25 protein-coding genes and 1 pseudogene are annotated in these 24,072 nt (G+C 44.3%); 9 read left to right on the plus strand and 17 right to left on the minus strand.

Annotated elements, in window-relative coordinates:
- Positions 1–17 precede the first annotated feature (17 nt).
- On the minus strand, positions 18–461 hold the full coding sequence (locus tag SHAL_RS05130) for a GatB/YqeY domain-containing protein (protein WP_012276129.1): 444 nt from the start codon (positions 459–461) through the stop codon (positions 18–20).
- Positions 462–468: 7 nt separating this feature from the next.
- Complete coding sequence (gene rpsU, locus SHAL_RS05135; protein WP_006080725.1) at positions 469–684, minus strand: 30S ribosomal protein S21; 216 nt, start codon at positions 682–684, stop codon at positions 469–471.
- 228 nt (positions 685–912) lie between these two features.
- Between rpsU and tsaD the strand changes: the two genes are divergently transcribed.
- Complete coding sequence (tsaD, locus tag SHAL_RS05140) at positions 913–1,929, plus strand: tRNA (adenosine(37)-N6)-threonylcarbamoyltransferase complex transferase subunit TsaD (protein WP_012276130.1); 1,017 nt, start codon at positions 913–915, stop codon at positions 1,927–1,929.
- Positions 1,930–1,994: 65 nt separating this feature from the next.
- On the opposite strand, the gene SHAL_RS05145 is transcribed toward tsaD, so the two are convergent.
- Entirely contained in the window at positions 1,995–2,618 is a 624-nt protein-coding gene (locus SHAL_RS05145; RefSeq protein ID WP_012276131.1) for a 2OG-Fe(II) oxygenase, read from the minus strand.
- A 303-nt stretch (positions 2,619–2,921) separates the two neighbouring features.
- A complete protein-coding gene (gene plsY / locus SHAL_RS05150; protein WP_012276132.1) occupies positions 2,922–3,521 on the minus strand; it encodes a glycerol-3-phosphate 1-O-acyltransferase PlsY in 600 nt (199 codons plus the stop codon).
- Between the two features lie 310 nt (positions 3,522–3,831).
- Here plsY and folB point away from each other — a divergent pair, with 310 nt between their 5' ends.
- From folB to SHAL_RS05175, 5 genes are read left to right on the plus strand one after another with little or no spacing between them, the layout of a single operon-like run.
- Positions 3,832–4,185 (plus strand): dihydroneopterin aldolase, encoded by a 354-nt coding sequence (gene folB, locus SHAL_RS05155; protein ID WP_012276133.1) that lies wholly within the window; start codon positions 3,832–3,834, stop codon positions 4,183–4,185.
- Positions 4,186–4,677, plus strand: coding sequence for a 2-amino-4-hydroxy-6-hydroxymethyldihydropteridine diphosphokinase (gene folK / locus SHAL_RS05160; RefSeq protein WP_012276134.1), 492 nt, complete (start codon positions 4,186–4,188; stop codon positions 4,675–4,677). It begins immediately after the preceding gene.
- A 24-nt stretch (positions 4,678–4,701) separates the two neighbouring features.
- Positions 4,702–5,502 (plus strand): undecaprenyl-diphosphate phosphatase, encoded by an 801-nt coding sequence (locus SHAL_RS05165; protein ID WP_012276135.1) that lies wholly within the window; start codon positions 4,702–4,704, stop codon positions 5,500–5,502.
- Positions 5,503–5,556: 54 nt separating this feature from the next.
- Positions 5,557–6,390 carry a putative RNA methyltransferase gene (locus SHAL_RS05170; RefSeq protein WP_012276136.1) on the plus strand — a complete coding sequence of 278 codons (834 nt, stop codon included), beginning with the start codon at positions 5,557–5,559 and terminating at the stop codon, positions 6,388–6,390.
- A 53-nt stretch (positions 6,391–6,443) separates the two neighbouring features.
- Positions 6,444–7,343, plus strand: coding sequence for a L,D-transpeptidase family protein (locus SHAL_RS05175; RefSeq protein ID WP_012276137.1), 900 nt, complete (start codon positions 6,444–6,446; stop codon positions 7,341–7,343).
- Positions 7,344–7,575: 232 nt separating this feature from the next.
- On the opposite strand, the gene SHAL_RS05180 is transcribed toward SHAL_RS05175, so the two are convergent.
- Entirely contained in the window at positions 7,576–7,842 is a 267-nt protein-coding gene (locus SHAL_RS05180; protein WP_012276138.1) for an Lpp/OprI family alanine-zipper lipoprotein, read from the minus strand.
- Between the two features lie 218 nt (positions 7,843–8,060).
- Positions 8,061–9,299: a multifunctional CCA addition/repair protein gene (locus tag SHAL_RS05185; RefSeq protein WP_041416264.1), complete on the minus strand. Its 1,239-nt coding sequence runs from the start codon at positions 9,297–9,299 to the stop codon at positions 8,061–8,063.
- Positions 9,300–9,683: 384 nt separating this feature from the next.
- Here SHAL_RS05185 and SHAL_RS05190 point away from each other — a divergent pair, with 384 nt between their 5' ends.
- Together SHAL_RS05190 and SHAL_RS05195 are read left to right on the plus strand one after the other, a co-directional pair.
- A complete protein-coding gene (locus tag SHAL_RS05190; protein WP_012276140.1) occupies positions 9,684–11,297 on the plus strand; it encodes an ExeA family protein in 1,614 nt (537 codons plus the stop codon).
- Positions 11,297–12,367: a general secretion pathway protein GspB gene (locus SHAL_RS05195; protein ID WP_012276141.1), complete on the plus strand. Its 1,071-nt coding sequence runs from the start codon at positions 11,297–11,299 to the stop codon at positions 12,365–12,367. The genes SHAL_RS05190 and SHAL_RS05195 overlap by 1 nt, the downstream gene beginning before the upstream one ends.
- Positions 12,368–12,451: 84 nt before the next feature.
- On the opposite strand, the gene nhaD is transcribed toward SHAL_RS05195, so the two are convergent.
- The 5 genes and pseudogenes from nhaD to SHAL_RS05220 all read right to left on the minus strand — a co-directional run bounded on the left by nhaD (position 12,452) and on the right by SHAL_RS05220 (position 18,522).
- Positions 12,452–13,699, minus strand: coding sequence for a sodium:proton antiporter NhaD (gene nhaD / locus SHAL_RS05200; protein ID WP_012276142.1), 1,248 nt, complete (start codon positions 13,697–13,699; stop codon positions 12,452–12,454).
- 450 nt (positions 13,700–14,149) lie between these two features.
- Positions 14,150–15,439 (minus strand): glutamate-1-semialdehyde 2,1-aminomutase, encoded by a 1,290-nt coding sequence (gene hemL, locus SHAL_RS05205; RefSeq protein WP_012276143.1) that lies wholly within the window; start codon positions 15,437–15,439, stop codon positions 14,150–14,152.
- A gap of 9 nt (positions 15,440–15,448) precedes the next feature.
- Positions 15,449–16,070: pseudogene (locus SHAL_RS05210) on the minus strand (aspartate carbamoyltransferase); the annotation flags it as partial.
- Between the two features lie 237 nt (positions 16,071–16,307).
- Positions 16,308–17,477 carry a hypothetical protein gene (locus SHAL_RS05215; RefSeq protein WP_150102060.1) on the minus strand — a complete coding sequence of 390 codons (1,170 nt, stop codon included), beginning with the start codon at positions 17,475–17,477 and terminating at the stop codon, positions 16,308–16,310.
- Between the two features lie 25 nt (positions 17,478–17,502).
- A complete protein-coding gene (locus SHAL_RS05220; RefSeq protein ID WP_150102061.1) occupies positions 17,503–18,522 on the minus strand; it encodes an FAD:protein FMN transferase in 1,020 nt (339 codons plus the stop codon).
- Between the two features lie 370 nt (positions 18,523–18,892).
- On the opposite strand from SHAL_RS05220, the gene lgt reads away from it, so the two are divergent.
- Positions 18,893–19,678: a prolipoprotein diacylglyceryl transferase gene (gene lgt, locus SHAL_RS05225; RefSeq protein WP_012276146.1), complete on the plus strand. Its 786-nt coding sequence runs from the start codon at positions 18,893–18,895 to the stop codon at positions 19,676–19,678.
- A gap of 66 nt (positions 19,679–19,744) precedes the next feature.
- On the opposite strand, the gene SHAL_RS23400 is transcribed toward lgt, so the two are convergent.
- The 6 genes from SHAL_RS23400 to SHAL_RS05250 form a co-directional block, all read right to left on the minus strand.
- Positions 19,745–20,071, minus strand: a complete 327-nt coding sequence (locus SHAL_RS23400) for a glucosaminidase domain-containing protein (RefSeq protein WP_223296242.1) — start codon at positions 20,069–20,071, stop codon at positions 19,745–19,747.
- Positions 20,068–20,754, minus strand: a complete 687-nt coding sequence (locus SHAL_RS05230; protein WP_223296243.1) for a glucosaminidase domain-containing protein — start codon at positions 20,752–20,754, stop codon at positions 20,068–20,070. Before SHAL_RS05230 ends, SHAL_RS23400 begins: the two co-directional genes overlap by 4 nt.
- A gap of 239 nt (positions 20,755–20,993) precedes the next feature.
- Positions 20,994–21,404, minus strand: a complete 411-nt coding sequence (locus tag SHAL_RS05235; protein ID WP_012276147.1) for a c-type cytochrome — start codon at positions 21,402–21,404, stop codon at positions 20,994–20,996.
- 1 nt (position 21,405) lies between these two features.
- Positions 21,406–21,795, minus strand: coding sequence for a hypothetical protein (locus tag SHAL_RS05240; RefSeq protein ID WP_012154240.1), 390 nt, complete (start codon positions 21,793–21,795; stop codon positions 21,406–21,408).
- Positions 21,795–23,021, minus strand: coding sequence for a molybdopterin-dependent oxidoreductase (locus SHAL_RS05245; protein WP_012276148.1), 1,227 nt, complete (start codon positions 23,019–23,021; stop codon positions 21,795–21,797). Before SHAL_RS05245 ends, SHAL_RS05240 begins: the two co-directional genes overlap by 1 nt.
- Positions 23,021–23,341 carry a c-type cytochrome gene (locus tag SHAL_RS05250; protein WP_012276149.1) on the minus strand — a complete coding sequence of 107 codons (321 nt, stop codon included), beginning with the start codon at positions 23,339–23,341 and terminating at the stop codon, positions 23,021–23,023. The genes SHAL_RS05245 and SHAL_RS05250 overlap by 1 nt, the downstream gene beginning before the upstream one ends.
- Positions 23,342–24,072 lie beyond the last annotated feature (731 nt).

Here is a 24,072-nt window from a genome sequence, read left to right on the forward strand (position 1 = left end):
ATGCAATAAAACTAAAGTTACTTGAGTTTTGCACGGATCATAGCGCCAATTGCCGCCATGTCAGCTCTACCCATTACCTTTGGTTTTAATGCTCCCATTACTTTACCCATATCCGCCATGGTGGATGCTCCCATCTCAGAGATGCTCGCATCAACCAACGCAGTAACTTCCTCTTCAGTTAGAGGTTGAGGCAAAAATTCTTCTAAAACTAGAATTTCTTCTGCTTCTATCTGCGCTAGCTCGTCACGACCTGCTGCTGTATATTGAGCAATAGAGTCACGACGCTGCTTTACCATTTTGGTTAAGACCGCTATAGCTTGGTCGTTAGTCAGAGCTTCGCGGGTATCCACTTCAATCTGTTTAACGGCGGCTAGTGCCATACGAATAGTCCCCAAACGCAGCTTTTCTTTCGCGCGCATGGCTTCTTTCATTTGGTCTTTTAGCTGATCAATTAGGCTCATAATGAGATTAATATAAACGTACGCGACGTGCGTTTTCGCGAGAAAGCTTCTTAGCTAGACGCTTAACTGCAGCGGCTTTAGCACGCTTACGTGCAGTTGTTGGCTTCTCGTAGAATTCACGAGCGCGAACGTCAGCTAAGATACCAGCTTTTTCACAAGAGCGCTTGAAACGACGTAGAGCTACGTCGAATGGTTCGTTTTCACGTACTTTAATAATTGGCATACGCCATCACCCCTTAGGTGTAGGTTGTATTGAGACAATTACTTGACTCAGATTATTTAAAAATGGTGCGGAATTCTATACCGACTCGTACCCTCTTGTAAACCCCTTAAAGTGATCTGAATAGGGCATATTAGGCGATATTATCCGCAGACCGCGATAGGACTATGGAGTAATTAAAGCACAGCAGGTAGAATTAGCGGTAATTATGTCAACCGAAGACGAGAAATAATGCGGGTTCTAGGTATTGAAACATCCTGTGATGAAACAGGGATTGCGGTTTATGATGATGAAAAAGGCTTGCTGTCGCATGCGCTTTACAGTCAGGTTAAATTGCATGCCGACTATGGTGGGGTAGTGCCAGAGTTGGCTTCTCGCGACCATGTCCGCAAAATTGTACCTTTAATACGCCAAGCGTTAGCGGATGCTGACATGACTATCGAGGATCTCGATGGTATTGCCTATACCAAAGGACCTGGTCTTATTGGCGCGCTACTAGTCGGTGCTTGTGTCGGTCGCGCATTGGCTTTTTCATGGGATAAGCCTGCTATTGGTGTACACCACATGGAAGGGCATTTATTGGCGCCGATGCTTGAAGATGATGTACCAGAGTTTCCGTTTCTTGCGCTATTGGTTTCTGGTGGTCACTCAATGCTTGTGGGTGTTGAAGGGATTGGTCGCTATACCGTACTTGGAGAGTCAGTTGATGACGCAGCGGGTGAAGCGTTCGATAAGACCGCTAAGCTGATGGGGCTCGATTATCCAGGTGGCCCAAGGCTATCTAAGTTGGCTGCCAAAGGTGTGCCAAACAGTTACCGTTTTCCGCGCCCAATGACTGATAAACCTGGACTTAACATGAGTTTCTCAGGCCTTAAAACCTTTGCGGCGAACACCATTGCGGCAGAGCCTAAAGACGAGCAAACTCGCGCCAATATCGCCTGTGCCTTTGAAGAGGCGGTGGTCGATACCTTAGGGATCAAGTGTAAGCGTGCATTGAAGCAAACAGGTTATAAAAACTTAGTGATAGCGGGCGGCGTAAGCGCCAATACCCGCTTACGCGCATCGTTAAGCGAAATGATGCAAGGCCTTGGCGGAAAAGTGTATTACCCTCGGGGCGAATTTTGTACCGATAACGGCGCGATGATCGCCTATGCGGGCTTACAGCGCTTAAAAGCCGGACAAGTTGAAGATTTGGCGGTAAAAGGGCAGCCAAGATGGCCGCTCGATACCTTAGAGCCTGTAGATTAAGATTTAAAGGTAACTAGAAAAACGGCGCTCATAGAGCGCCGTTTTTGTTGATACCGTTTCGATTATCAGAATCCGTGATTGGCGTTACTGACACGGAACCAGCCAGCGATACTGTAGCGGTTCACTTCGGTGCGTAGCACTTCATGGGGGAAGCGCTCGCTTAAAAATACCACCCATTTACCAAACTCAGGCGCAATAGTTTCTAGTTTATTATCGTTTTCATCATAAATGACTAATTCACCCGCATGCTCGCTCCTCCAGTCATGGTTAAGGAATAAGACTGAGGTTAAAATACGGTTTCTTGTTCCCTGCAACACATCAGAGTGCTTTTGATAAAATGCACCTGGCTCATAAATGGCGTAGTGACTTTCAAAATCAAATAGTCCCAAAAACAGTCGCTTGTTCATGCCTTGGCGCAGTTGTGTCATGAGCTCAAGGTAGAATTTATCTGTCGGATGTTGCTCCGAAAGCCAGCGAATTTGATCGCTACGAATACTTTCAATCCGTTGTTGTTCGCTACCACGTCCAATCGCCGCCGGGCGAAAGTCATCCCAAGTGGCACTTTTGGAACTCTGTAATAACTGCTCACATACAGATGGCGGTAGTGTGTCGGGCAGAACGATATAGCCGGTTTCAACCAATGCATCGGCAATGGTATCCATATCAGCTTCACTTAATTGTGGAACCATAAAAAAGGTACTCAAAAGAAGAGAACACAATAGCTTTACTGACAGGCTCAAAGAGGCTGAGCGCTGTATTCGAGGTAGTGTCAGAACGGGGAGCGGCTTGGTTAAGCAAGCAACCCAGTCAAAATTGACGCGATTAATAAAAAGCAATCGGAGAAAGTATAGCTAGCCTTGGTTAAAAAGCCATTTCTGAAATATTCATTCTTGCTAAGGGGACGAACAATAGGGGATATTTAAGCGCTATAAGCTAATGAGATTAAACATTGCTAGTTAATTAATCTTTAACGGTTTTTTGTGCGAGTGTCGCTATGTTTTTTTTCGTGAAACCTTAGACTCTTCACCTTTAAGTAGGCGCTTAATGTTGTCTTTATGGCGAATCACTATCAAAGTTGAAAGCATGGCAACCGGAATGGTAAACCTGTCATCAAGCCACCAAGTGTAAACCGGAGCAAGCAATGCTGTACAAATTGCGGCGAACGATGAGTAACGGGTGACTAGAACAAGAACTATCCAAGATGCCAGGAGGCAAAGTGCTAAGTCATGACCGATAGGAGCCATAGCGCCGAATGCTGTTGCGACACCTTTACCGCCTTTGAAGCCAAAGAAAATGGGAAATATATGACCAAGACAGGCGGCAATGGCAATAACACCCAGTGCAATCGGATCGACTCCGAGTCTAAAAGCTAGATAAGCTGGCGCCGCGCCTTTTAGCATGTCACAAAATAGCACTAGAGCCGCTGAACTGGCTCCGCCGATACGCAGTACATTAGTCGCGCCTGGATTGCCCGAGCCTTGGGTTCGAGGGTCGGGAAGACCACGAATTTTACATACTAAAACTGCACTCGATACTGAGCCCGCCAAATAGGCGCCCACGATTATGACTATGGTGAGTACTGTTAGAGTCAAATTGGTTTCCTTATCCGTCTTAGGGTATCATCGCGCCACATAAAAAATGTGCTTGTGTGTTTTGTTAGTTGTAGATGAATTAAACACATAACGAGTGCATCAAATATTGTCTGAAACGCCTTGATAGCAGCCTTGCTCTCAAAGCAACAATTTTTAATAATTCTTTATATAGCGAGAGATATCCTACTTTGGTTTAGTCTCGTTAGAAAGAGCGTTAGCGTAATATTTCAGCTTTGTGGCGGATTATATCCCTTTTGTTCGTTTTAGCTTATCTGACCTCAGAGTCATGGATTAAAGTTTTGGAGAAATCATGGATAAAGTACTGATTAGAGAACTTAGAATTGAAACCGTCATCGGGATCTATGAGTGGGAAAAGCAGATCCACCAGAGCTTGCTTATCGATCTAGACATGGCTTGGGATAACCGCTTAGCGGCGGCAAGTGATGATTATCAACATGCACTTTGCTATGAGACCGTGTCTAACCGCTTGACTGCTTTGATCACTGAAAAGCCGATAGAGCTGATTGAAACCGTGGCTGAAATGATTGCGACCTGCGTGATGAGTGAATTCAATGTGCCATGGGTAAAAGTTAAGGTGATGAAACCCGGCGCTGTACCTACAGCGTCTGCAGTGGGTGTTGAGATTGAAAGAGGTTATGCATAGATGGCGAAGATTTTTATAAGCCTTGGCAGTAATATTGAACCAGAACGTTACCTTAAGGCCGCGCTAACTGATCTTGATTACTATTTTGAAACTCTCGAACTGTCATCGGTATTTGAAAGTGAAGCTGTGGGTTTTGAAGGCACTAATTTTCTCAATATGGTGGTTGCAGCCCAAACTGAACTACCGATAGCTGACGTGGTTAACAGGTTTAAACAGATTGAACAAAGCCACGGCCGAGTGAAAGGTGCCAAGAAGTTTGCCCCAAGAACCTTAGATTTAGATCTGTTGTTGTATGACGATACAGTTAGTACTCAGCCAATAGAGCTTCCTAGAGCGGAGATCCTTTATAATGCCTTTGTTTTATGGCCATTAGCTGAAATCGCCCCCTCTTTAACCCACCCTGTTGTCAAACAGTCGTATCAAACCCTTTGGGATAGCTACGACAAGAGTCAGCAATCATTATGGCCAGTTGAATTTAGCTGGTCTAAGTAAAACCTTTTTTGATTTAGGATAGTTATGGATACCTTTCAGGTGATTATATTGGCTCTTATTCAGGGCCTCACCGAGTTTTTGCCGATCTCAAGTTCCGCTCACCTTATTTTACCTGCTCAGCTGTTGGGCTGGGAAGATCAAGGTTTGTCGTTTGATGTGGCGGTCAATACGGGCTCGTTATTAGCCGTAGTGATGTACTTTCGCCGCGAGCTGTTATCTATGTTTACCGCGTGGACAAGCAGTATTGTTACGGGTAAGCAAACTCAAGAGAGTAAGTTATCTTGGTGGATTATTTTAGCGACTATTCCTGCGGTGATTGTTGGTTTTAGCGCTAAAGGTTTTATCGAAACGCATTTTCGCAGTATTGAAGTCATTGCAGCTACCACCATTATTTTCGGTCTACTACTGTGGTGGGCGGATAAAATGCAGCGTGAAGGTTTTAACGAGTTTCAAGTTGGCTGGAAAAAAGCGTTAGTGATTGGTATTGCACAGGCGATGGCGCTTATTCCTGGCACTTCTCGTTCTGGTGCGACGATTACAGCGGCACTGATGCTGGGGTTAAGTCGTGAGGCTGCAGCACGTTTTTCATTTTTGATGTCGGTACCAGTGAGCTTAGGTGCCGCGATTCTGGTGACCAAAGATCTATTGGATAGCGGTCAAGTTATCGATTATCAAGCATTAGGTCTGGGTATTGTGGTGTCATTTATTGCGGCATACATCTGTATTCATTACTTCTTAAAGATCATCAGCAAGATGGGAATGACACCATTTGTGGTTTATCGCCTCGCATTAGGTGCGGTGTTATGTGGTTTTATCTTTTTATAATTGTAGGGTAAGCCACCCTATAATTTATCATTCAAGCTAATTGATGAGCGTGTTATGAATAGTATTTATCTTTGTCCTGTATGTCAGTCACCTTTTATGGTGCATGAAGAGTCGAAAGGCTTGCACTGTGAGAACAAGCATCACTTTGACATTAATGAGCAGGGCTACTGGGTGTTTAGCCAACCCAAAAAACCTAAAGCAGACTCACGCGCAGTGATGCGTGCTAAACGCTATGTACTTGAGTCGGGGATCTATATCCCGCTGGCACAAGCGATTGCCAAGGTGATTGCTGAATTACCTCAAGTCACCTCTGCTGAGGCGTTATCTCAGCTTGACTTTGATTGTGGTGATGGTTACTTCTTGCGTACGGTTAAGGGGATTTTAGCTGAATTAAAGCCTGAACTGGCATTAACGCAAACGGGTATTTGCGAAGCCGAGAATGCAATATTTGCCGCGGCTAAAGCAGAGCCTAGCCCAACCTATATCGTCTCGACATTGAAGCACTTACCTTTTGCTAATGACAGTTTTGACTTGGTGACCTTAATTGACAAGCCACTCAAAGGCAAAGAGTTAACGCGCATTTTGAAGCAAGACGGCGTGTTGCTGCAAGTGGCTGCAGGTCCAAGGCATTTATGGCAAATACGTGAGTTTATCTACCCTGACTTATCTGAAAAAGCGGTCAGTGATAATTTACCGAAAGAGCTCGAATTACAGCATAGTGAGCGCTTATCTCTGACTGCAAGCGTGTCAGGCGAACAGGCTATTGCGCTACTTGAGATGACGCCTTATGCATGGCGTGCAAATGATAAGGTGCGTCATCAAATTCAACATGCTCAGTTCGATGCACTAGAAATCGACTTTGTTATTAATGTGATGACTAGAAAATAATCTGCGCTCAGGGTAATCTTTGCTTATTCAACTAAACGGAAACCGAAAAACTGATGATGCGTAATTTGCTGTTGTTCATCTTGGCATTTTTGCCACTGGCTTCATTTGCCAATGTTTATTCAATTCCTCAAGATGGCAGTCGCCTAGTTGGGGAGTTGCAAGAGCACGTCGTTCAAAAGGGGGATTTCTTCCAGACGATTTCGAAGCAATACAATATCGGTATTTTGGAATTGATGGAGTCAAACCCTGGTGTTGACCCATTTTTACCAACGCCAGGCACCCGTTTATTGATCCCAACTCAGATGTTGCTGCCAGACGTACCGCATAAAGGCATAGTGATTAACTTAGCCGAGCTGCGTTTGTATTACTTCCCTAAAGGCGGTAAAGAAGTGCATGTGTTCCCCGTGGGGATTGGCCGCGTTGGTCGTGAAACCCCTGAAATGGTAACCAAGATTAAGTCGCGGATTCCTAATCCCAGTTGGACACCGCCAGCAAGCATTCGTAAAGATCACTTAGAGGAGCGCGGCGAAGAATTACCGCGTGTGGTTCCCGCTGGACCGGATAACCCATTAGGTAAGTTTGCGATTCAGCTCTCTTATGGTGACGGTAGCTATCTCATCCACGGAACTAACAAGGACTTTGGTATAGGTATGCGTGTGAGTGCGGGCTGTATTCGTCTAAACCCAGATGACATCGAATGGTTATTCGATAAGGTGAAGTACGGCGAGCGGGTCACTATTATTAATGAAACGGTTAAAACGTCGACTGAGCCTGATGGACGTCAGTTGATTGAGGTGCACTCTCCGTTATCAACCACAGGTGGTAAGGCCGATACTGTGAGTGAGATGAAACGTGGTGTGGTTGAGTTTATTGGTAAAGATGATGTCGATTACACCAAAGCCAATGATGCCTTACTCACACGGTCAGGGATCCCGGTGAATATCCAAAGCTAATCGCTTTGTTTATCATTTTGAAGGCGTCCACATTGGGCGCTTTTTTATTGCTTTAATTATTGTCACGAGATAAATGATATCCGTGGCTACAGGGGATAGTGGTAATTTGATGGTCGGGAGAACGAGAGGAAAATACTACAACAGATAAATTAAAGGCTTGGTTAAGTACAATACTTGAAACCAAGCCTTGGGAGTTAGCCTGAATGAAAACTAGGCCAAATTCCTAAACATATTACTTCTTGTAAGAAGTAGCGATGTTGTCGATACGAGCGTTAGCACGTTCAGCTTCTGCAACACCTACTAGAGCTGCAGCAGTGGCATCGTTGATGTCAGCTGACATTTTAGCGTGGTCAGACTTTAGAGAGCTAACTTCAGCAGAAAGCTGGTCAACTTTGTTACCTAGGTTGGCAACGCTTTCTTCAAGAGCAGTAGTGTTTGCACAGCCACCTAGTAGGGCAGTCATTGCTACACCAGCAATCATAAGTACTTTTTTGTTCATCGGGAATTCCCTTTGTATAGGTTGGATTAAATAAGTACAGCTGTACATTCACAACTGAACCAGTTAATTATGTCACACACAAAAATTATTGCTATGCATTTTAACGCTAAGCTCTGAATAACTTAGTGAAAATTTAAGCAATTGCTAGTGAAGTGTAAATTATTCACAAATAATACACCTCTAATACTAGTCTATAAATGTAAACTTTTTATGTTTATTTATTCTGCAGGTATTGCCTGCAAGCCTTTAACTTCCTGTACTGCAGCAATTCGTTTGATGCTCAACTGCTCGCGGATCTCTGTACCTTTATAGCCCTGCTCTATGATGGACTTGACCTCTACTGCCGATGCGGCGGCAAAACATTGCTTAAGGTAACTAGCCTGAGGATAAGGGCTAAATTCAAGTCCTGCGCGCCCTTTACTGTCAGCTTCACAGGCGATTAGCAGCTGCTCAAGACGTTGTGGTTTGCGCCAAAAATCGGCCTTATCAAACAATTTCACTAGGGTATCGGCCCTAAGCTCGGTGATCTTGTGGATGTTTTGATGTTGGTCGCTGACCAGTAGCGCTAAGTCACGATACTCATTAGGTACCCTAAAGCGCTCACACAGAGATTTGATTAAGGGGAGTCCTTTTTGGCCGTGACCATGGTGTTTAGGTAGGTGCTCTTTAGGGCTTAATGCCTTACCTAGATCGTGTACCAATGCGGCAAAGCGCACCGAGTTATCATCGGTTAGCTTGGCAACTTGTTCGAGCACCATCATAGTGTGAACACCTGTATCGATTTCAGGATGCCATTTTTCAGGTTGCGGTACACCAAATAGTGCTTCAATTTCCGGAAATAACACCGCCAGTGCGCCGCAGTCTCTTAATACTTGGAAGAATATTTGTGGGTTATCGGTGGCTAATGCTTTGTTTAACTCAATATAGACACGCTCAGCGGTTAAGGCTTGCAGTTCTCCGCTTTGGCTTATTTCAGCCATTAACGTCAGAGTTTCTGGTGCCACGGTAAAGCCAAGGGAGTGAAAACGGGCGGCAAAGCGGGCGACTCGCAATACCCTTAATGGGTCTTCGACAAAGGCGTCGGATACGTGTCTTAGGCTGCGTTTTTCGATGGCTTGAATGCCTTGGTAGGGATCGTAGAGGTTACCTTCTTCATCTTGTGCGATGGCGTTGATCGTTAAGTCTCGGCGCATAAGATCTTGCTCTAAGGTGACGCTAGGCGCTGCATCGACACTAAATCCACCGTAGCCCGCTGCAGTTTTGCGCTCGGTACGTGCCAGAGCATATTCTTGCTGAGTCTTGGGATGTAAAAAAACGGGGAAATCTTTACCTACTTGATTATAGCCAAGTGCAAGCATCTGCTTAGGTGTCGCACCGACGACCATATAGTCAAGATCTTTTACTGGAAGGTTGAGTAGTTTATCGCGGACTGCGCCGCCAACAAGGTAAATTTTCACATCGATTCTCACTTGATAACTTAGTGGCGAGTGTAGCATGGATCCATTGGGCTCTAGGGCTAATTCTTGAGGGGGGGATGTCTAATATGTCTTTAGAAATTGGTAGATACTGAGCTGAATTTGACATTGAACGTACTTTAGCTGAATAAGTTACAGCAAATTTTGACAAGTCCTGTTGTTGGCTTTAACGTGAGGCATAATTCTAGATTTATGCCAATGTTTACGGTATGCGGCTTCGTTTATCCGCTACATAAAATTAATGACATATCGACTGGTAGAACACGGTAATGTGATCCCTCGGTCGGTGTGTTTTTATTGCGCGTAATAGGTCTAGCCCGGTGGTAGTCACTGGGTCTACATGGTTTTAAAAGGATAAAAGCTCGCATGTATAAGGCTTTCTTTGGCTTAAATGACAATCCATTTTCTATCGCGCCGAACCCTCATTATCTGTTTTTGAGTGATCGCCATAGAGAAGCTTTGGCACATCTTACTTATGGACTGGGTGAAACCGGTGGTTTTGTATTGTTAACCGGTGAGGTCGGGACTGGGAAAACTACTGTTTCTCGCTGCCTACTTAAACAGCTTCCAGACAATACCGATACGGCATTTATATTAAATCCCTCACTGACAGAGTCTGAATTACTGGCAACACTGTGTGATGAGTTAGGGATTGTTTATGGTGAAAATCCGAGCCTTAAACAGCTTACTGATCTCATCAGTAAGTTCCTGCTTGAGAATCACAGTAAAGGCCGTAATACGGTATTGATCATCGATGAGGCGCAGCACTTAAGGGCTGAGGTTCTTGAGCAATTGAGGCTACTCACTAATCTAGAAACAGATACTAAAAAGCTACTGCAAGTTATTTTGATTGGTCAGCCTGAGTTACAGCAACTGCTTAAAAGACAAGAGCTGCGCCAATTGGCCCAGCGAATTACCGCCCGCTATCATCTATTACCTTTAACCCTTGAAGAAGTTGCGCTATATGTACAGCATCGACTACAGGTCGCCGGGCGTCATGAGCCGCTGTTCCACAAGAGTGCGATTAAGGCGCTGCACAAATATAGTGATGGCATTCCAAGGCTGATAAACTTGCTATGTGAGCGTGCATTAATGGCCAGTTATGCTCAATCTAAAGTGCCTATCGATAATAAAATGGTGCGCTTGGCTTCAGCTGAGGTGTTAGGTGAAGAGCCACAGAAGAGGAGTCTGTTGCTACCTGCCGGGATCGCAGCGTCGCTGCTTGCTACCTTTGGTATCGCTTTTTACCTGTTTAGTCCATCTGGCATGATAGCGAGTCCCAGTGTCGAGGCGACACAAGCTGCGCCAGTGGCCCAGGTGATCCCCGCTAAGCAGGAGACGAGTAGTAACCACTTAAGCAATAGCCAACGCGTACTTAATACTGCTATCTCGCAAAGCCGTGATATTGATACTGCTTACGCCAGTATTTTGGGGTTGTGGGGTAAGGTCCCTTACATTGGGCTATCGGCGTGCCAATCGGCAAAGCAGCAGGGACTAGACTGTTTCCAGCAACAGGGGAATTGGCACTCTTTAGTACGCCTAAATTATCCTGCGGTTGTCTATATGGTCGATGATAACGATCAAGCATTTTATGGCACTGTGGTGTCACGTCAGGGCGAACAAATTTTGTTGCAGCTTGATGAGCAGCAACTATGGGTGAGCCGAGACTGGTTTAATCGTCACTTTACCGGCACCTTTGAACTCCTGTGGCAAGCGCCTCAACATCAGCCTAAAGAGATAGGCCAGTCGGCCAATCAGGCGCAGATCCAATGGTTAGAGAATAGTTTGGCGCGCATTACCGATACTCCGCCGAGACTCGTTAGCCATTTTGACCCGCAGCTTGAGCAGAAGTTAAAGGCGTTTCAGCGTCAACATGGTTTGATTGCAGATGGGATCGCTGGTACGCAAACCCTTGTGCAGCTTAATCTGTATTTAAGTGATGCAGGGCCGCGACTCGGTCAAAGCCAGAGGTTGTATTAATGTCGATTTTACTCGATGCAGTGACTCGAGATAAGCAACAATCTCAATCGATTACCCATGATGTGGTGTTAACTCCGAGGGCGCAATATAAGGCGAAGCAAGGGCGTGGTAAAGGGCTTAAACATGCCGCAATTTTTGTCTCTTTATTGCTGTTGATGATTTTATCCGCTTGGCTATTGAGTCAGGCATTGTATCCTGAGTCGGCAGTTAATAATGGATTGGGGGAAACGGCGAGCGTGAACTCAAAAAGCCACTCGACCTCTAATATACAAGAGCTGGGTAAGCTAGAGTTAGCTAAGCAAGAGTCGACTCAACCAGTGGGTCACCAAGAGGTCGACTCTGCGTCTACACCGGAGTCTGTGCCCGAGATCCGCCTTGCTGGGAAGGTTGCGCTGCCAATCGCTCAGCCTTTAGCGGTTACTCAACTCAAAGGCGTTACCGCTTCTGTGTTGCCGACAAACAATGTTGCAGCAGAGGAGCCGTCTGGCGATCTGATGGCTGCACTTTTAAAGGCGCAACAGAGTGTAGAGCAAGCGAGTGAATCCGTCTCTAATCAAAGTATTAATCAAGGTACTGATCAAGCGCCGGATCAGAGTGAGCCGATAATTTTAGGTGCTAATAGTAATCAGCGTGGAGACGAACTGCTTGAGTCACTCAAGTATCAAGTTGAATATGCCGCTAATGATGTCGGGCTTGAGCGCGCAGAGTCGGCGGCTAACAATAATAATTTGTTAGCCGTATTTGAAGCAGCGCTTAAAGATGTTGAGCGTGAAAATTCGGTGGCAACTCCTGTGACGGAGGAAAAACTGGATCCTATTCCAACTACGCCAAAGTCTGACGCCATCCCTAAGTATGGTCAACTACCCGCTGGTTTACAGCTACAAGTCCCTGAGTTTAATATCAATGCCCATGTTTACTCGAGCGTGCCTGAGAATCGCTGGTTAAATGTTGATGGTGCTGAATTGCAAGAGGGCGATAGCATTCAAGGCAAACTGACTATCGTTGAGATAAGACCTAGAGATGTAGTACTTGCGGTGCAAGGGACTGAATTTAAAGTACCTGCGATTTAAGCAGATAACACCGTTTTGAAAAAGGCCTAACTAAGTGCTAGGCCTTTTTGCTTTTTATCATCAAATTATCGACTGTAGAGGCCGCTAACTATATAAATGGTAACCTAAAAATAGAGTCAAACCGTAGCCAACCGTGTAGCAAAGGGTCAGAGCGGGCACATATTTAAGGTAGCTGACAAAGGTAAGCTCCTTGACCTTGCTCATAGCAATAATACCTGCGGCAGACCCTATCACCAGCAGTGAACCGCCCACGCCTACAGCGTAAGTGAGCCCTAACCATTCCGGAGTGTTGAGTATGGGTTCAGCTTTAAGTAGTGCAGCCGTTAACGGCACATTGTCTAAAAGTGCAGAGCCGATCCCCGCGACAAAGTTGGAGATATTTGGGTCAAACTGTGAGTAGACTTGGGTGAGCAGATCTAGAGTACCTATCTCTTTAAGCATGCCGACCAGTAGCAAAATGCCTAAGAAGAACAGTAGGGTGTCGTATTCAACTTGACGAATGTACTCCAAGATTTGTAGTTCCTCTTTATCACTTCTCGTTGTATGGCCGACTAAAAACATCACCGAAAGACCAGTTAAGAAGGTCAGTACTGGCGGAATACCAAATAGGATGTTAAGTGCCATTGTCATCACAATCGTAGTAAAGAAAATCGCTGCAATAAGGAGATCAACCGCACGCACTTGCTTGGTTATTGGTGTCGTACTGACTTCGCCCTCAGCCTTGAGCGAGAATAAAACGGCTAATAGCATCACGCTGACTCCTGCCGGGATAAATAGCATGAGTAACTCAGACATCTGCACATGGCCGCCTAGGAAGATCATCAAGGTGGTGACATCTCCGGTTATCAATGCAACGCCGCCAGAGTTCACGGCGAAGATGATAAGTACAGCCATACGGCGGCGCACCTGCTTCTCAAGCTTAAAGGTTGTCAGCAAACCTAGGGATACTAAGGTTGCGGTGACGTTGTCACATATTGCCGATAACACTAGCGAAAATAGCGCAACTTGCAGCATCAACATGCGCACTGAAACTTTACGAGGAAACAGTTTTTGTACCAATATTTGAATCATTCCCTTTGCATTAAGATAGGCAACGAAGGTCATGGTCGACATTAGAAATAACCACAGTGTTGCAATTTCTAGCAGGTTTTCATTGAGCTGATGCTCAATAATTTTTTCATGGCTAGGATCGCCGGCGGCCATAAACAGCGCGACCCAAGAGATACAGCCCAGGAAGAGGGTGGTTTTCGCTTTATTGAGGTGGGTGACCTCTTCAAACACAATACTGAGCAAAGCAAGTACAGCGAGTGAAATTAAAAATGTGTACAACATAGGGCGACTCACATAGGTAGTGTTATGGCGTACCTAAACTTATGTCGGGCCACCAATTTTAAGTTTATTTTAAGGTTAGAGGTTGAAGCGGGGCGATCAGACCATAGTGAAAACCATAAGGCAATAGTTATCTTGATCACTTATTGCTTAGAAGTGTGATTCATATCTGCTGTTAAGGTGGTGCGTTGGTTATATATGCTGCTATTTGGTTGTGATGTAGCAGTTTGTATGGGCTTGATTTAGCTTTTGCTTACTTTAGTGGTGTAGTTTACTAAATTTGGCTATTTACTATTCTCTTGGTTATTTATGCTTGTAGTTGATGCGTTACTCGCTTTTAGGTTAAGTACTTAGTGTGCTGGTAAGAGTCGGAATCTAACTGGTGGATACAAAAAAGGAACACCTAAGTGTTCCTTTTATTAGCGATTAAGCAGCGCTAAGACTTCGAGTCGATTAGCGTTTTGCTAACTTAGCAAAAACGCGATCAGCAGCTGCTAGTGTCGCTTCAAGCTCTTCTTCACCGTGAGCAAGTGATAGGAAACCTGCTTCATAAGCGCTAGGTGCTAGGTAAACACCCTCATCTAGCATTAGGTGGTAGAACTCAGCAAACAGTGCAGTGTCACACTTAGTGACTTGCGCAAAGTTGGTTACAGTCGCTTCGTCTGTGAAGAAGAAACCAAACATGCCACCAACGTAGTTGATTGCCATTGGAATGCCATGCTTGTTTGCCGCAGCTTTAAAACCTTCTGCAATATACTGAGTCTTAGCCGCTAGTTGCTCGTAAACGCCTTCTTCACAAAGCGCTTCCATCTGTGCAAGGCCTGCCGACATCGCAATTGGGTTACCAGACAGCGTACCCGCTTGGTAAACTGGGCCTGTTGGTGCGATAAACTGCATCACATCTTTACGACCACCGAAAGCACCCACAGGCATGCCGCCGCCGATAACTTTACCTAGCGTCGTAAGATCTGGCGTGACGCCGTAGTGACCTTGTGCACCGCTCTTAGATACGCGGAACCCCGTCATCACTTCGTCGATAATCATCAGTGCGCCGTACTGATCACAGATAGCGCGTAGACCCTGTAAGAAACCGTCGATTGGCGGGATACAGTTCATGTTGCCAGCAACTGGCTCGATGATGATACAAGAGATCTCTTCTGGGTATTGCTCGAAGATAGCCTTAACTGAATCTAGATCGTTGTAAGTAGCAGTTAGGGTGTGCTTTGCAAAGTCTTCAGGAATACCTGGAGAGCTTGGCTGACCCAATGTTAGTGCGCCAGAACCTGCTTTAACTAACAAGCAGTCTGCGTGGCCGTGGTAGCAACCTTCAAACTTAAGGATTTTGTCACGGTTAGTAAAACCGCGTGCTAAACGAATCGCACTCATGGTGGCTTCAGTCCCTGAACTCACCATACGAACTTGCTCTATTGAAGGCACCATCTCGATGACTTTTTCAGCCATAGTGATTTCAAGTTCAGTTGGTGCACCGAAAGATAGGCCGTTTTCAACAGCAGCTAATACCGCTTCGCGAATTTTTGGGTGGTTGTGGCCTAAGATCATTGGGCCCCAAGAACCTACATAGTCGATATATTTTTTACCATCGGCGTCAAAGATATAAGCGCCATCAGCTTTTTCGATAAAGCGTGGAGAGCCACCCACACCTGAAAATGCACGGACTGGAGAGTTTACGCCGCCAGGAATGGTTTTTTTAGCTTGTTCAAATAGTTCGTCGGAACGGGTCATTTTTAATCCTTAAAATTCAGTACCTGATTCAATTTCAGCTTTTTGTGAATACCAATTTACTGGACGCTCATATTGCTCGAGTTGAGAGTCAACACCTAACGTCAGTGCAAACAGTGCCATGCGGCTCAACAGACCATTATCTGCTTGCTCACGAGAGTCTCGTGGCGGTGGATGCATGATCACCGTGTTTGATTTGCAATGCTGTGTATAAATACTTTGGTTTAATCGGAACTTACCGCGGTATTTATTCGCTACTTTTTGAGAAGGGAAGCGTTCTTCTTGATTATGCGTCGGGATAGAGTATATCAGCGCTGTCTAAGTTGCTTTCAAGTTGCTCTGTTATTGTGATCTTATGCCAAGCATTTTCAATGATCACAGAGTCAGGCATTGCCAACTCTTTTGGTGATACTAGTGTGAAGCTGACATCTTTATACATGCATAACAGCGAGAAAGCGAGTGCACGCTGTGACCAAATTTAAGGTCGCCCACCATGGCGATGTTCATGCTGCTAATCTCACTGCCACTGGCAGCGAGTTCATTTTGAATGGTAAATAGATAGTCGTGCCAAGCTTGAGAGCTCATAGGAACTATCGCCATCGTTAATCACAGGTACGTGTACTCGGCTCGAAAAGCTGCTTCAAATCAAGTTGGTTTACCGACAGAATGCTCATCCCTTGAAACTGAGTTATAAGTAATTATTTTCAATTTCTGTGTGTGGGGCGTTACATTGCTATATTCAAAATGTATATCGGGTGGCTGGGACGGCACAATCGCAGAATCTAATTGCAGATAAGTATCTTCTGTTATGAAATCAAAAGAAAAAATGGCTACCTAAGTAGCCATCTTCGTTCCAGTATTAAGTGGTAGGTTAACCGAGTGGAATGATGCTTTCTACTTTAAATACAAGGGAGCAAGCGCCAACTTGTGTCCAGTTCACTTGGTCTGGTGTGAAGTTCTCACCCGCACCTAATCCTGGGACTTCAGTAACCCAGTCAACGCCTTTCAGGGACGTTTTAGCGTAATCAATTTTCGCTAGGATACGAGCACCCTTGTTACGCTCTTGTTTACCAGAGAGCATAGGATCGTACTCATAGTAACTGAAGCGCGCTTCACCGTTCATGATTGCGTTATAACAAGTATTATTCTTACCTATGTTCATAGAAACATTATAATCATTACCGTTTTTCTTCATGCCATAACCAAAAGTCGAAATGTTTGGCGTTTCAACAAGTTTGTTAGTTGTTTCGTCAATAAATTTGTTGGTTGTAGAGATAAGCTTCGCCCCCATCTGATTACTGAAACCATTTAGAATGTAGCTCTTACCATCAGTAGGGAACATCTCTTTGATATGTTGGCGATCTTTTAGCTGACAAGCAGCTTCTAAAGTATTAACTCCCGGATTATCTTCGGTTGGGGCTGCCCATTCAAAGTTATATATAGATCCATTTAGTCGAGTGGCTAGGTAGTCAGCATTTAAATATGAACCTGGAGTATAATAGAAAGATCCTGATGCACCTGTTTTACCATCAACTAAGCTGTCGTTAGGTTGTGGTTGAGGGAAGCTAGGATCTGTTGGGTTACCTGGAACAACAGGCTTATCGTCAGAGTGCGGGTTATCGTGGCAATTGGCACATGTACTTCCAAAATCTTGGTGGGGAACCTTAATTGGCTCCTCATAGGTGTGGCAGGCTAGACAGTCCGTTTCTTCTGCTGCAGCCATATAGTTAGGAAGCATGCTGATTTCTGTAGCTGGCGCATTCGGATCAACGTAGTCGAAATTCACGCCAGCTTCTGCACACTGATCTTTAAAAGTATTTATATAGCTTACAGCCTTTTCTTGTAGACTGGTATTATCGCTTTCTAAACTGCCATTTGTTTCTTTTAGAGCTGTATTGTTTGCTGTAAGCTCAATATTTTGTGTTTTAAGTGTAGCGATTTGAGATTCTAATCCAGATGTATCTGAATCGTCATCGTTACACGCTGTTAGTGCTAAAAGAGAAACACATATCAGGCTTAGTTTAAATTTTGTTTTCATCATAAAACCCTTAGTTATTTTAGTTACTTCACATTTTTAGTTGTTTTTCTTGTATACGATTAAATGGAACAGAGTAATGAGTTATTAGCTTTCCAAATTTGTCTTCTATTAGCATGACTGGTATGTTGTGCTTATTTGCAATATCTAGCGATTGCTTTACTGGCAAAACCATAAAGGCTGTTGCAAAACCATCAGCCGTCATACAGCGTTCAGCTATCACGGTTGCAGATACGATTTTATATTCAACTGGTTGTCCATTCTTGGGGTTTATTATGTGTGAGTAGTGTTTTCCATTACTCTCAAAATATTTTCGATAATTCCCTGACGTAGCAATAGCTCTATTCTTTAGTTTTACAATTTCTATTTGCCCAGTTGAATATGCAAAAGGTTTATCAATGCCAACATTCCAACTTTTATTATTCAAATTTGTTCCGTTTAATCTAATCTCTCCACCAATATCTACCAAATAGTCCTTTATATGATTCTTCTCTAAAATGATGGTTACGGCATCCACCGCAAAGCCTTTTGCTATAGATGATAAGTTTAAGGTCACTTTTGTAGAAGTCCGAGTTAGAGCACCATCTGCAACGTTAATCTTATCCATGCCGACAAATTTTAATGTTTTACTTATATCTGTATGACTAGGAACGTTATATTCTCGATCAGTTGCACCGAAGCCCCATAAACTAATTAATGGATCAACCGTTATATCTAATGCTCCATGAGTAACATGATGAATTCTGATAGCCTCGCTTATTACATACTCGAGATCTGGGCTTATGTTGAACTGCTTTTCTTTGGAGTTGTTTAATAAGCTTAACTCTGAGTTGTTATCCCAGCTCGACATGGTCTCATTTAATTCTGTTAACTTTGCTTTTACCTTTGTATTTATATGGTGCATTCTATTAGCGGATATTTTTTTCTCCTTCCACTTGATGTTATAACTATTGCCCATTGTGAAACCTTTAATGGTTTTAACTTCCTCTGCAAAGCAAATGTTTGTAGTTAGGTATGTTGTTAATGCAAGTATTAGCTTTATTGTTTTCAATTATGTTTGTTTGAGTTTTTTTTGAAACATATCTTTAATTTGAAATATGTAATGTGATGCATATCAAGAATGTGATTTTTGTATATATGGGTGCTGTTTGATATGTGACCAGTGTTGTTTATATGGTTTATCTAAATAAGATTGTTGGATTTTAAATTGAATTCTAATGTTTGAAGCTTGATGTTTATGTTTGTCTCGCCTTGGGAAAGTTAATAACGGTTGAGCTTTTTAATATATGGAATCTCTTATAGAAGAGGTAAAAATACAGATTTAATGAGCTGTGGTGCTTGCCAAATGGCTTTTTGACGCGTAAAACTGCCCATGAGTTATCGTCTTTTTGATTTAAAACAACCGATTTGGAAGGTTTAGTTTGGACCATTTTATTTGGAATATTGACCCCGTTGCGATCAGCTTTATGGGGCTTAAAGTACATTGGTATGGCATCTTGTTTGCACTGGCGATAGCCTCAGGCTTTCAGGTGATGAAACGTATCTATATTAAAGAGAGCTTGCCAGTCGAGTCGTTAGACAATCTTTTGATGTACTGTGTTGTGGGAATTATCGTCGGTGCCCGTTTGGCGCATTGTCTATTCTACGACCCGGCTTATTACTTTAGTCACCCATTGAAGATTTTTGCTATCTGGGAAGGCGGTTTAGCCAGTCATGGCGGTGGCTTAGGTGCGATTTTAGCCCTGTACTATTATCAGCGTCAGGTTAAATTACCCTTCCTATTCTTGTTAGACCGCTTGGCGATTGCGACGGCGATTTTTGGCTTCTTTGTGCGTATGGCCAACTTTGTCAACTCAGAGATCTTAGGCTTACCAAGCACTGTTCCTTGGGCGATTGTGTTCGAGCGTGTCGACATGTTGCCGCGACATCCGGCGCAGTTATATGAAGCGATTGCTTACCTGTTTATCTTCATACTGCTTTGGGCTATCTATAAACTCACCGATATGAAGCAAAAACACGGCGCGATCTTTGGTTTGTTCTTAGTGCTAGTGTTTAGCTCTCGTTTCTTGATTGAGATGGTTAAGGTCAAGCAGGCTGTTTACGCCGATACTTGGACCTTTAGTGCTGGACAGCTGCTGAGTATTCCATTCCTGCTTGTTGGTATCATGCTGCTGTTAATGCCTTATTTACGTAAGAGTAAAGCTTGATATAACTAGTGCTAGAAAACAAAAGCCGTAAGCAAATCGCTTACGGCTTTTTTGTGTTAAGAGGGCTTAGTCTGGTCTTGGTATTAAGTGTAGCGGCGCGGCATCACTTAGATAAGCTTCATCGACTTGATCTAACTTGTTATAGCTAATCATCTGGCGAATACCATCAATATAGGCTTGGCCGCGTTCGGAGTATTTATCTAAGGTTCCAGCAAGCTCTAGCCCTGTAATGGGTTTATTGTCAGCGCGCAGACTTGCTCTTAATTCTCTAAGCTGCTTATAGGCATTGTTTGTATTGAGGTTAAGCATATAACCTTCTACAGAAGCGAGTGGTGTATCAAAGCGGGCTAAACCGTAGTTGCCTAACTCTTTACGCTGCTGTTTAGGGATCATGCCCTTGCCGCTAAAGTCCCATTGCCCTCAACGGTAAAGCGTGAGGTTGCCCAGCCACTCTCTTCGGCAGCCTGTGCAAGCACAAGCGATGGCGGCATGATATCGACCTCTTCTAACAAAGTTTGCCTCTGCTGCTCGGTTAGTGGCGTCTCAGCATCCTTGGTGATTTTGTACTTTTGGGCAATTCTCTGTAAAACAACATCATCTAATGGCGCCGATTCAATCAGCCTACGTTCTAAAAGAATATTTTCATTCGCAACCAAGATTAATGGGGCTAGCAAACGGAAAAATACCATTTTCTTTTGCTGTACTGGTATTTGATTCGATGTCTTTTGCCAGCGCTCACTAACCGATTCAAAGGTGAGTCGTGGGACTTCCCTGTTGCCCTCTTGCCAGCTCTTGGTGTTGTAATTGAGTGAGTCAAATAGCGTCATCAGCTCATCAAGGGAGTTGATACGAATATCTTCTGGGGCTTTGGTTGGACGCTCGTCAGACACTTTTATAAAGCTAGTTTGTGTTTCATCTGAGTCTGAGGTGGGGGCGAGATCCGCGGCGACAGTTTTAGGCGCTTGCTTAATGGTTACCGTGTCGCTTTCTGGATTAAATTGAGTATTGGCGGCATATAGCATTAATAAGGCGGCGAGTAGGGTAAGAACGATAAGAGTCTGAGGTTTCTTGAGCATATGCAGTCCTTGAAATCTGGCGCTAATAAGCTAAAACATCATCTTACTATATTTGATGTTGTTATGAAATTGTAAATGCTTGATACTGTTACCGTATAGAGCTCATCGAGCTTAAATAAAAAAGCCCAGATAATGTCATTATCCGGGCTTTTGCTAATATTTATGACCGCTTAAGGCATATATTAAAAACTGCCTAATACTAAGAACCGCTTAATGCTAATACTAAGAACCGCTTAAGACTATTGGCTCAAATCTGACGCAGTTTGCGTAGAGTAGTAATAGGCGATGTCTTTCATTTCTGTTTCAGACAACATGCCAGCCTGACCTTGCATTAAAGGGTCGGTGCGATCGCCACGCTTAAAGTCAACTAGCTGCTTGAATAGGTAAGCGGCCTTTTGACCCTTAAGATCTGGGTAGGTCTTCATCATGCCCAGCATGGCATCACCATGACAAGCGATACAGCGTTGGTTGGCCAAGGTTTCGCCCTTGCTCGAGTCCGCTTTGTAATTCAGAATCTTGGCTTCAAGCTTGAGCTCTGATACTGCTAGCGTGTCTTTAAACGAGGTATCGGTAACTTGAGCCGATACGCTTGCTGATACCAATAATGACAAGCTGGCGGCTAACACAGACTTCGAATAATGATTCAACATGCTAATTTTCCTCATTCGAAGAAGGCATTGGCGGCATTTGATTTGCGTCCAAAGGCTTGCGTCTAAAGATCTTCATGTCGATACCTGTCTCATCATAATAAGTCGATAGGTAATCTAGAACCGGATCCCAAGTATCAGATAAGTCCCAAAGACCCTGGGTATCAACCATCCACTGAATGGTATCGCGCCAAACTTCACGGTTACCCTTGTTCTGCGGGATAATTGACGTGGTATGGCAAGCGTTACACTGATAGTTAACCATCTCCCAACCTGGTGCCATAATAAGGCCTGACTCAGGGTCGACTGGATAGCTCTTGGCTGCATCGGCAGCCATCGCAGGAGAGAGGCAACTTAAGGCAAGCAGGCTTGCCGTAAACAGAGTCTTTCTCATTATACGACCCTTACTGCCACTCGGTGACAGCCGTTAAATAGGTAACCTTTCGGGTTCCACTGTGGTTGAACCATAGGCTGAGTGTCGCCTTTGGTATCAGTCGCACGAGCCCAAATCTCAAAGTAGCCAGCCTGAGGAAGCTTTAGGTCGATATTCCACTGCTGCCACGCTGTTGGGTTCACAGGCTTAGTTAAAGCGGCTGTTTGCCACGTAGTACCGTAGTCATAGCTGACTTCGACTTTAGCGACATCGCGCATACCTGCCCAAGCATGGCCGCTGACAGAAAGCGTTTTACCTAAAGTGAGCTCACTACCGGTTTGAGGTGCAGTGATAAGCGACTTAACAATCATCTCTTCGATGATCTTAAAGTCTTTGTTATCGACTTTCTCACCAGGGGCAACAGGGAACTTTGGCACTTGATAAGCAGGTGCGCCCATCTTCTTACCGTCGTGCACGCGATCACGAACGCCCATACCTGTTGCACATTTCTGTGAAACAGAACCTGGACGGCCGCCAAATACAATTCGTAGCGGGTAGCCGTGCATGTATGGAATATCTTCGCCGTTCATGCCCCAGGCAATCATGCCGTTTTCATTCATGGCTGCATCGATAGGTACACCGCGAGAGATAGCTGCGCCTTTACCGCTGATGTGCTTATCTGCGCCGTAGTGAGCGGTATAAACAGCATCACTCTTCACGCCACAATCGGCAAGAACGTCTTTAATCAATACGCCAGTCCACTCTGCGCAGAATACCGCAGTGTTACTCCACTGGTTACCCTTAGCATTTGGATAGAAGTTCTCGCGGCTGTTACCACCACATTCTAGAACCAGCTGCTGAGTGTGAGTTTTGAACTTCTTTTTAAGCTCGGCGATGGTGTAGGTCTTAGGTGTTTCGATTGACTCACCGTCAACGGTAAATTCCCAAGTATTGGGATCAATCTTGTCGAACTCTGGCATCTTGCCGTTCCAGCGGATAAAGGCAACGTCGGCTGGTGTTTTTACTGGTGCAAGCAAGTGCTCAGGTGGGAAGGCGTTCAGTGGGCTTGAGTTAAGCACTTTAAAGTGGCTTGGTAAGTCTTCAACATTCTTCCACTTAACAGCTGATACGTCCATTGGCTCAATACCGGCTGGGCGGTTTGATGCGAAGGCCCAGTTTAGTGGCAGCATGGCTGTTACAGAGGTCGCTGCTGCGCCCTTTAAAAAATTACGTCTATCGATAGCCATTAGTCTTGCTCCTTCCCAGTATTGAAATAAACTGCCATTGCCTGCATCTGCTCTTCGGTTAGCAGTTTGGCAACTTTACTCATCGTCTTATCTTGGCGTTTGTCAGTTTTAAAGTTTTTTAGTTGTCCAACCATGTACTGCACGTTTTGTCCCTTTAAATTAGGGATAGAAGCGAAGTCGTTACTCCCGTCGACTCCGTGACATGCGATACACATGTTGAGCAGCTTTTGGTCGTCCTCTGCAAACGCTTGGCTGTTAAAGCCAGCCATCGAGGCAGATAGCACCACAAATGCTGCTAATTTATTTTTTTTTACACTCATTGTGTGCCCTTATCGGGATGATGTTGTTTACGCTTGGTTAAGCGATCCCCTAGAAAATCGCATTACCTTTTTTGCATAGTGTTTTGGGCTCGAATGCCATGTTACGAATATGCAACTGATTTTCATCGACGCTCCCGAGTACTTGTTTTCGTTATTCGTAAATGAAAGCGTTTGAAGTCGTAAAACTACCTAAAAGTGTGACAATAAGCCTGTGAAAAAATCTAAAAAGTTGTGAAAGTGATGCTTAAGTAGACTGTTTGTCTGTTTTTGTTTCAATTTACAGGCCGAAACACAAGTAGGTTATATTGTGTGGTGATTATTGCTTTATTGTTGTTCGATGGTTTTGCATTTGATGTTGATTAGTTTGCTGGTGTTAAGTGGCTGATATTTAGGCAGTGCCTTATGGAGATGAGCTCGGCGTTGTGATTAATCTACTTCAGCTTGGCGTTGGTTTTGAGTGTTAAGTAGACGATTAAAGGCGTGTTTTCGCTATGGGTTCGCGATACAAGTCGGATTAAATAACAGATGTTAAAGATGATGAGTCTGGGTTGGCAATTGTTTCAAGATTGCTTGTGTTGATAATGGCTATTATTTACGTCATTTAACTTCTGTTTTGATTAAGTGCGTCCAAACAGCACTTAAATAAATAGATAACGGGAGAAATAACCACTTCCTAGCAGCTGATGAAGCGATTGTCTAGGAGGGGGCTGAGCCTGGATAGTGGTTGTTAT

It is taken from the genome of Shewanella halifaxensis HAW-EB4 (assembly GCF_000019185.1).
Taxonomy (GTDB): Bacteria; Pseudomonadota; Gammaproteobacteria; order Enterobacterales; family Shewanellaceae; genus Shewanella; species Shewanella halifaxensis.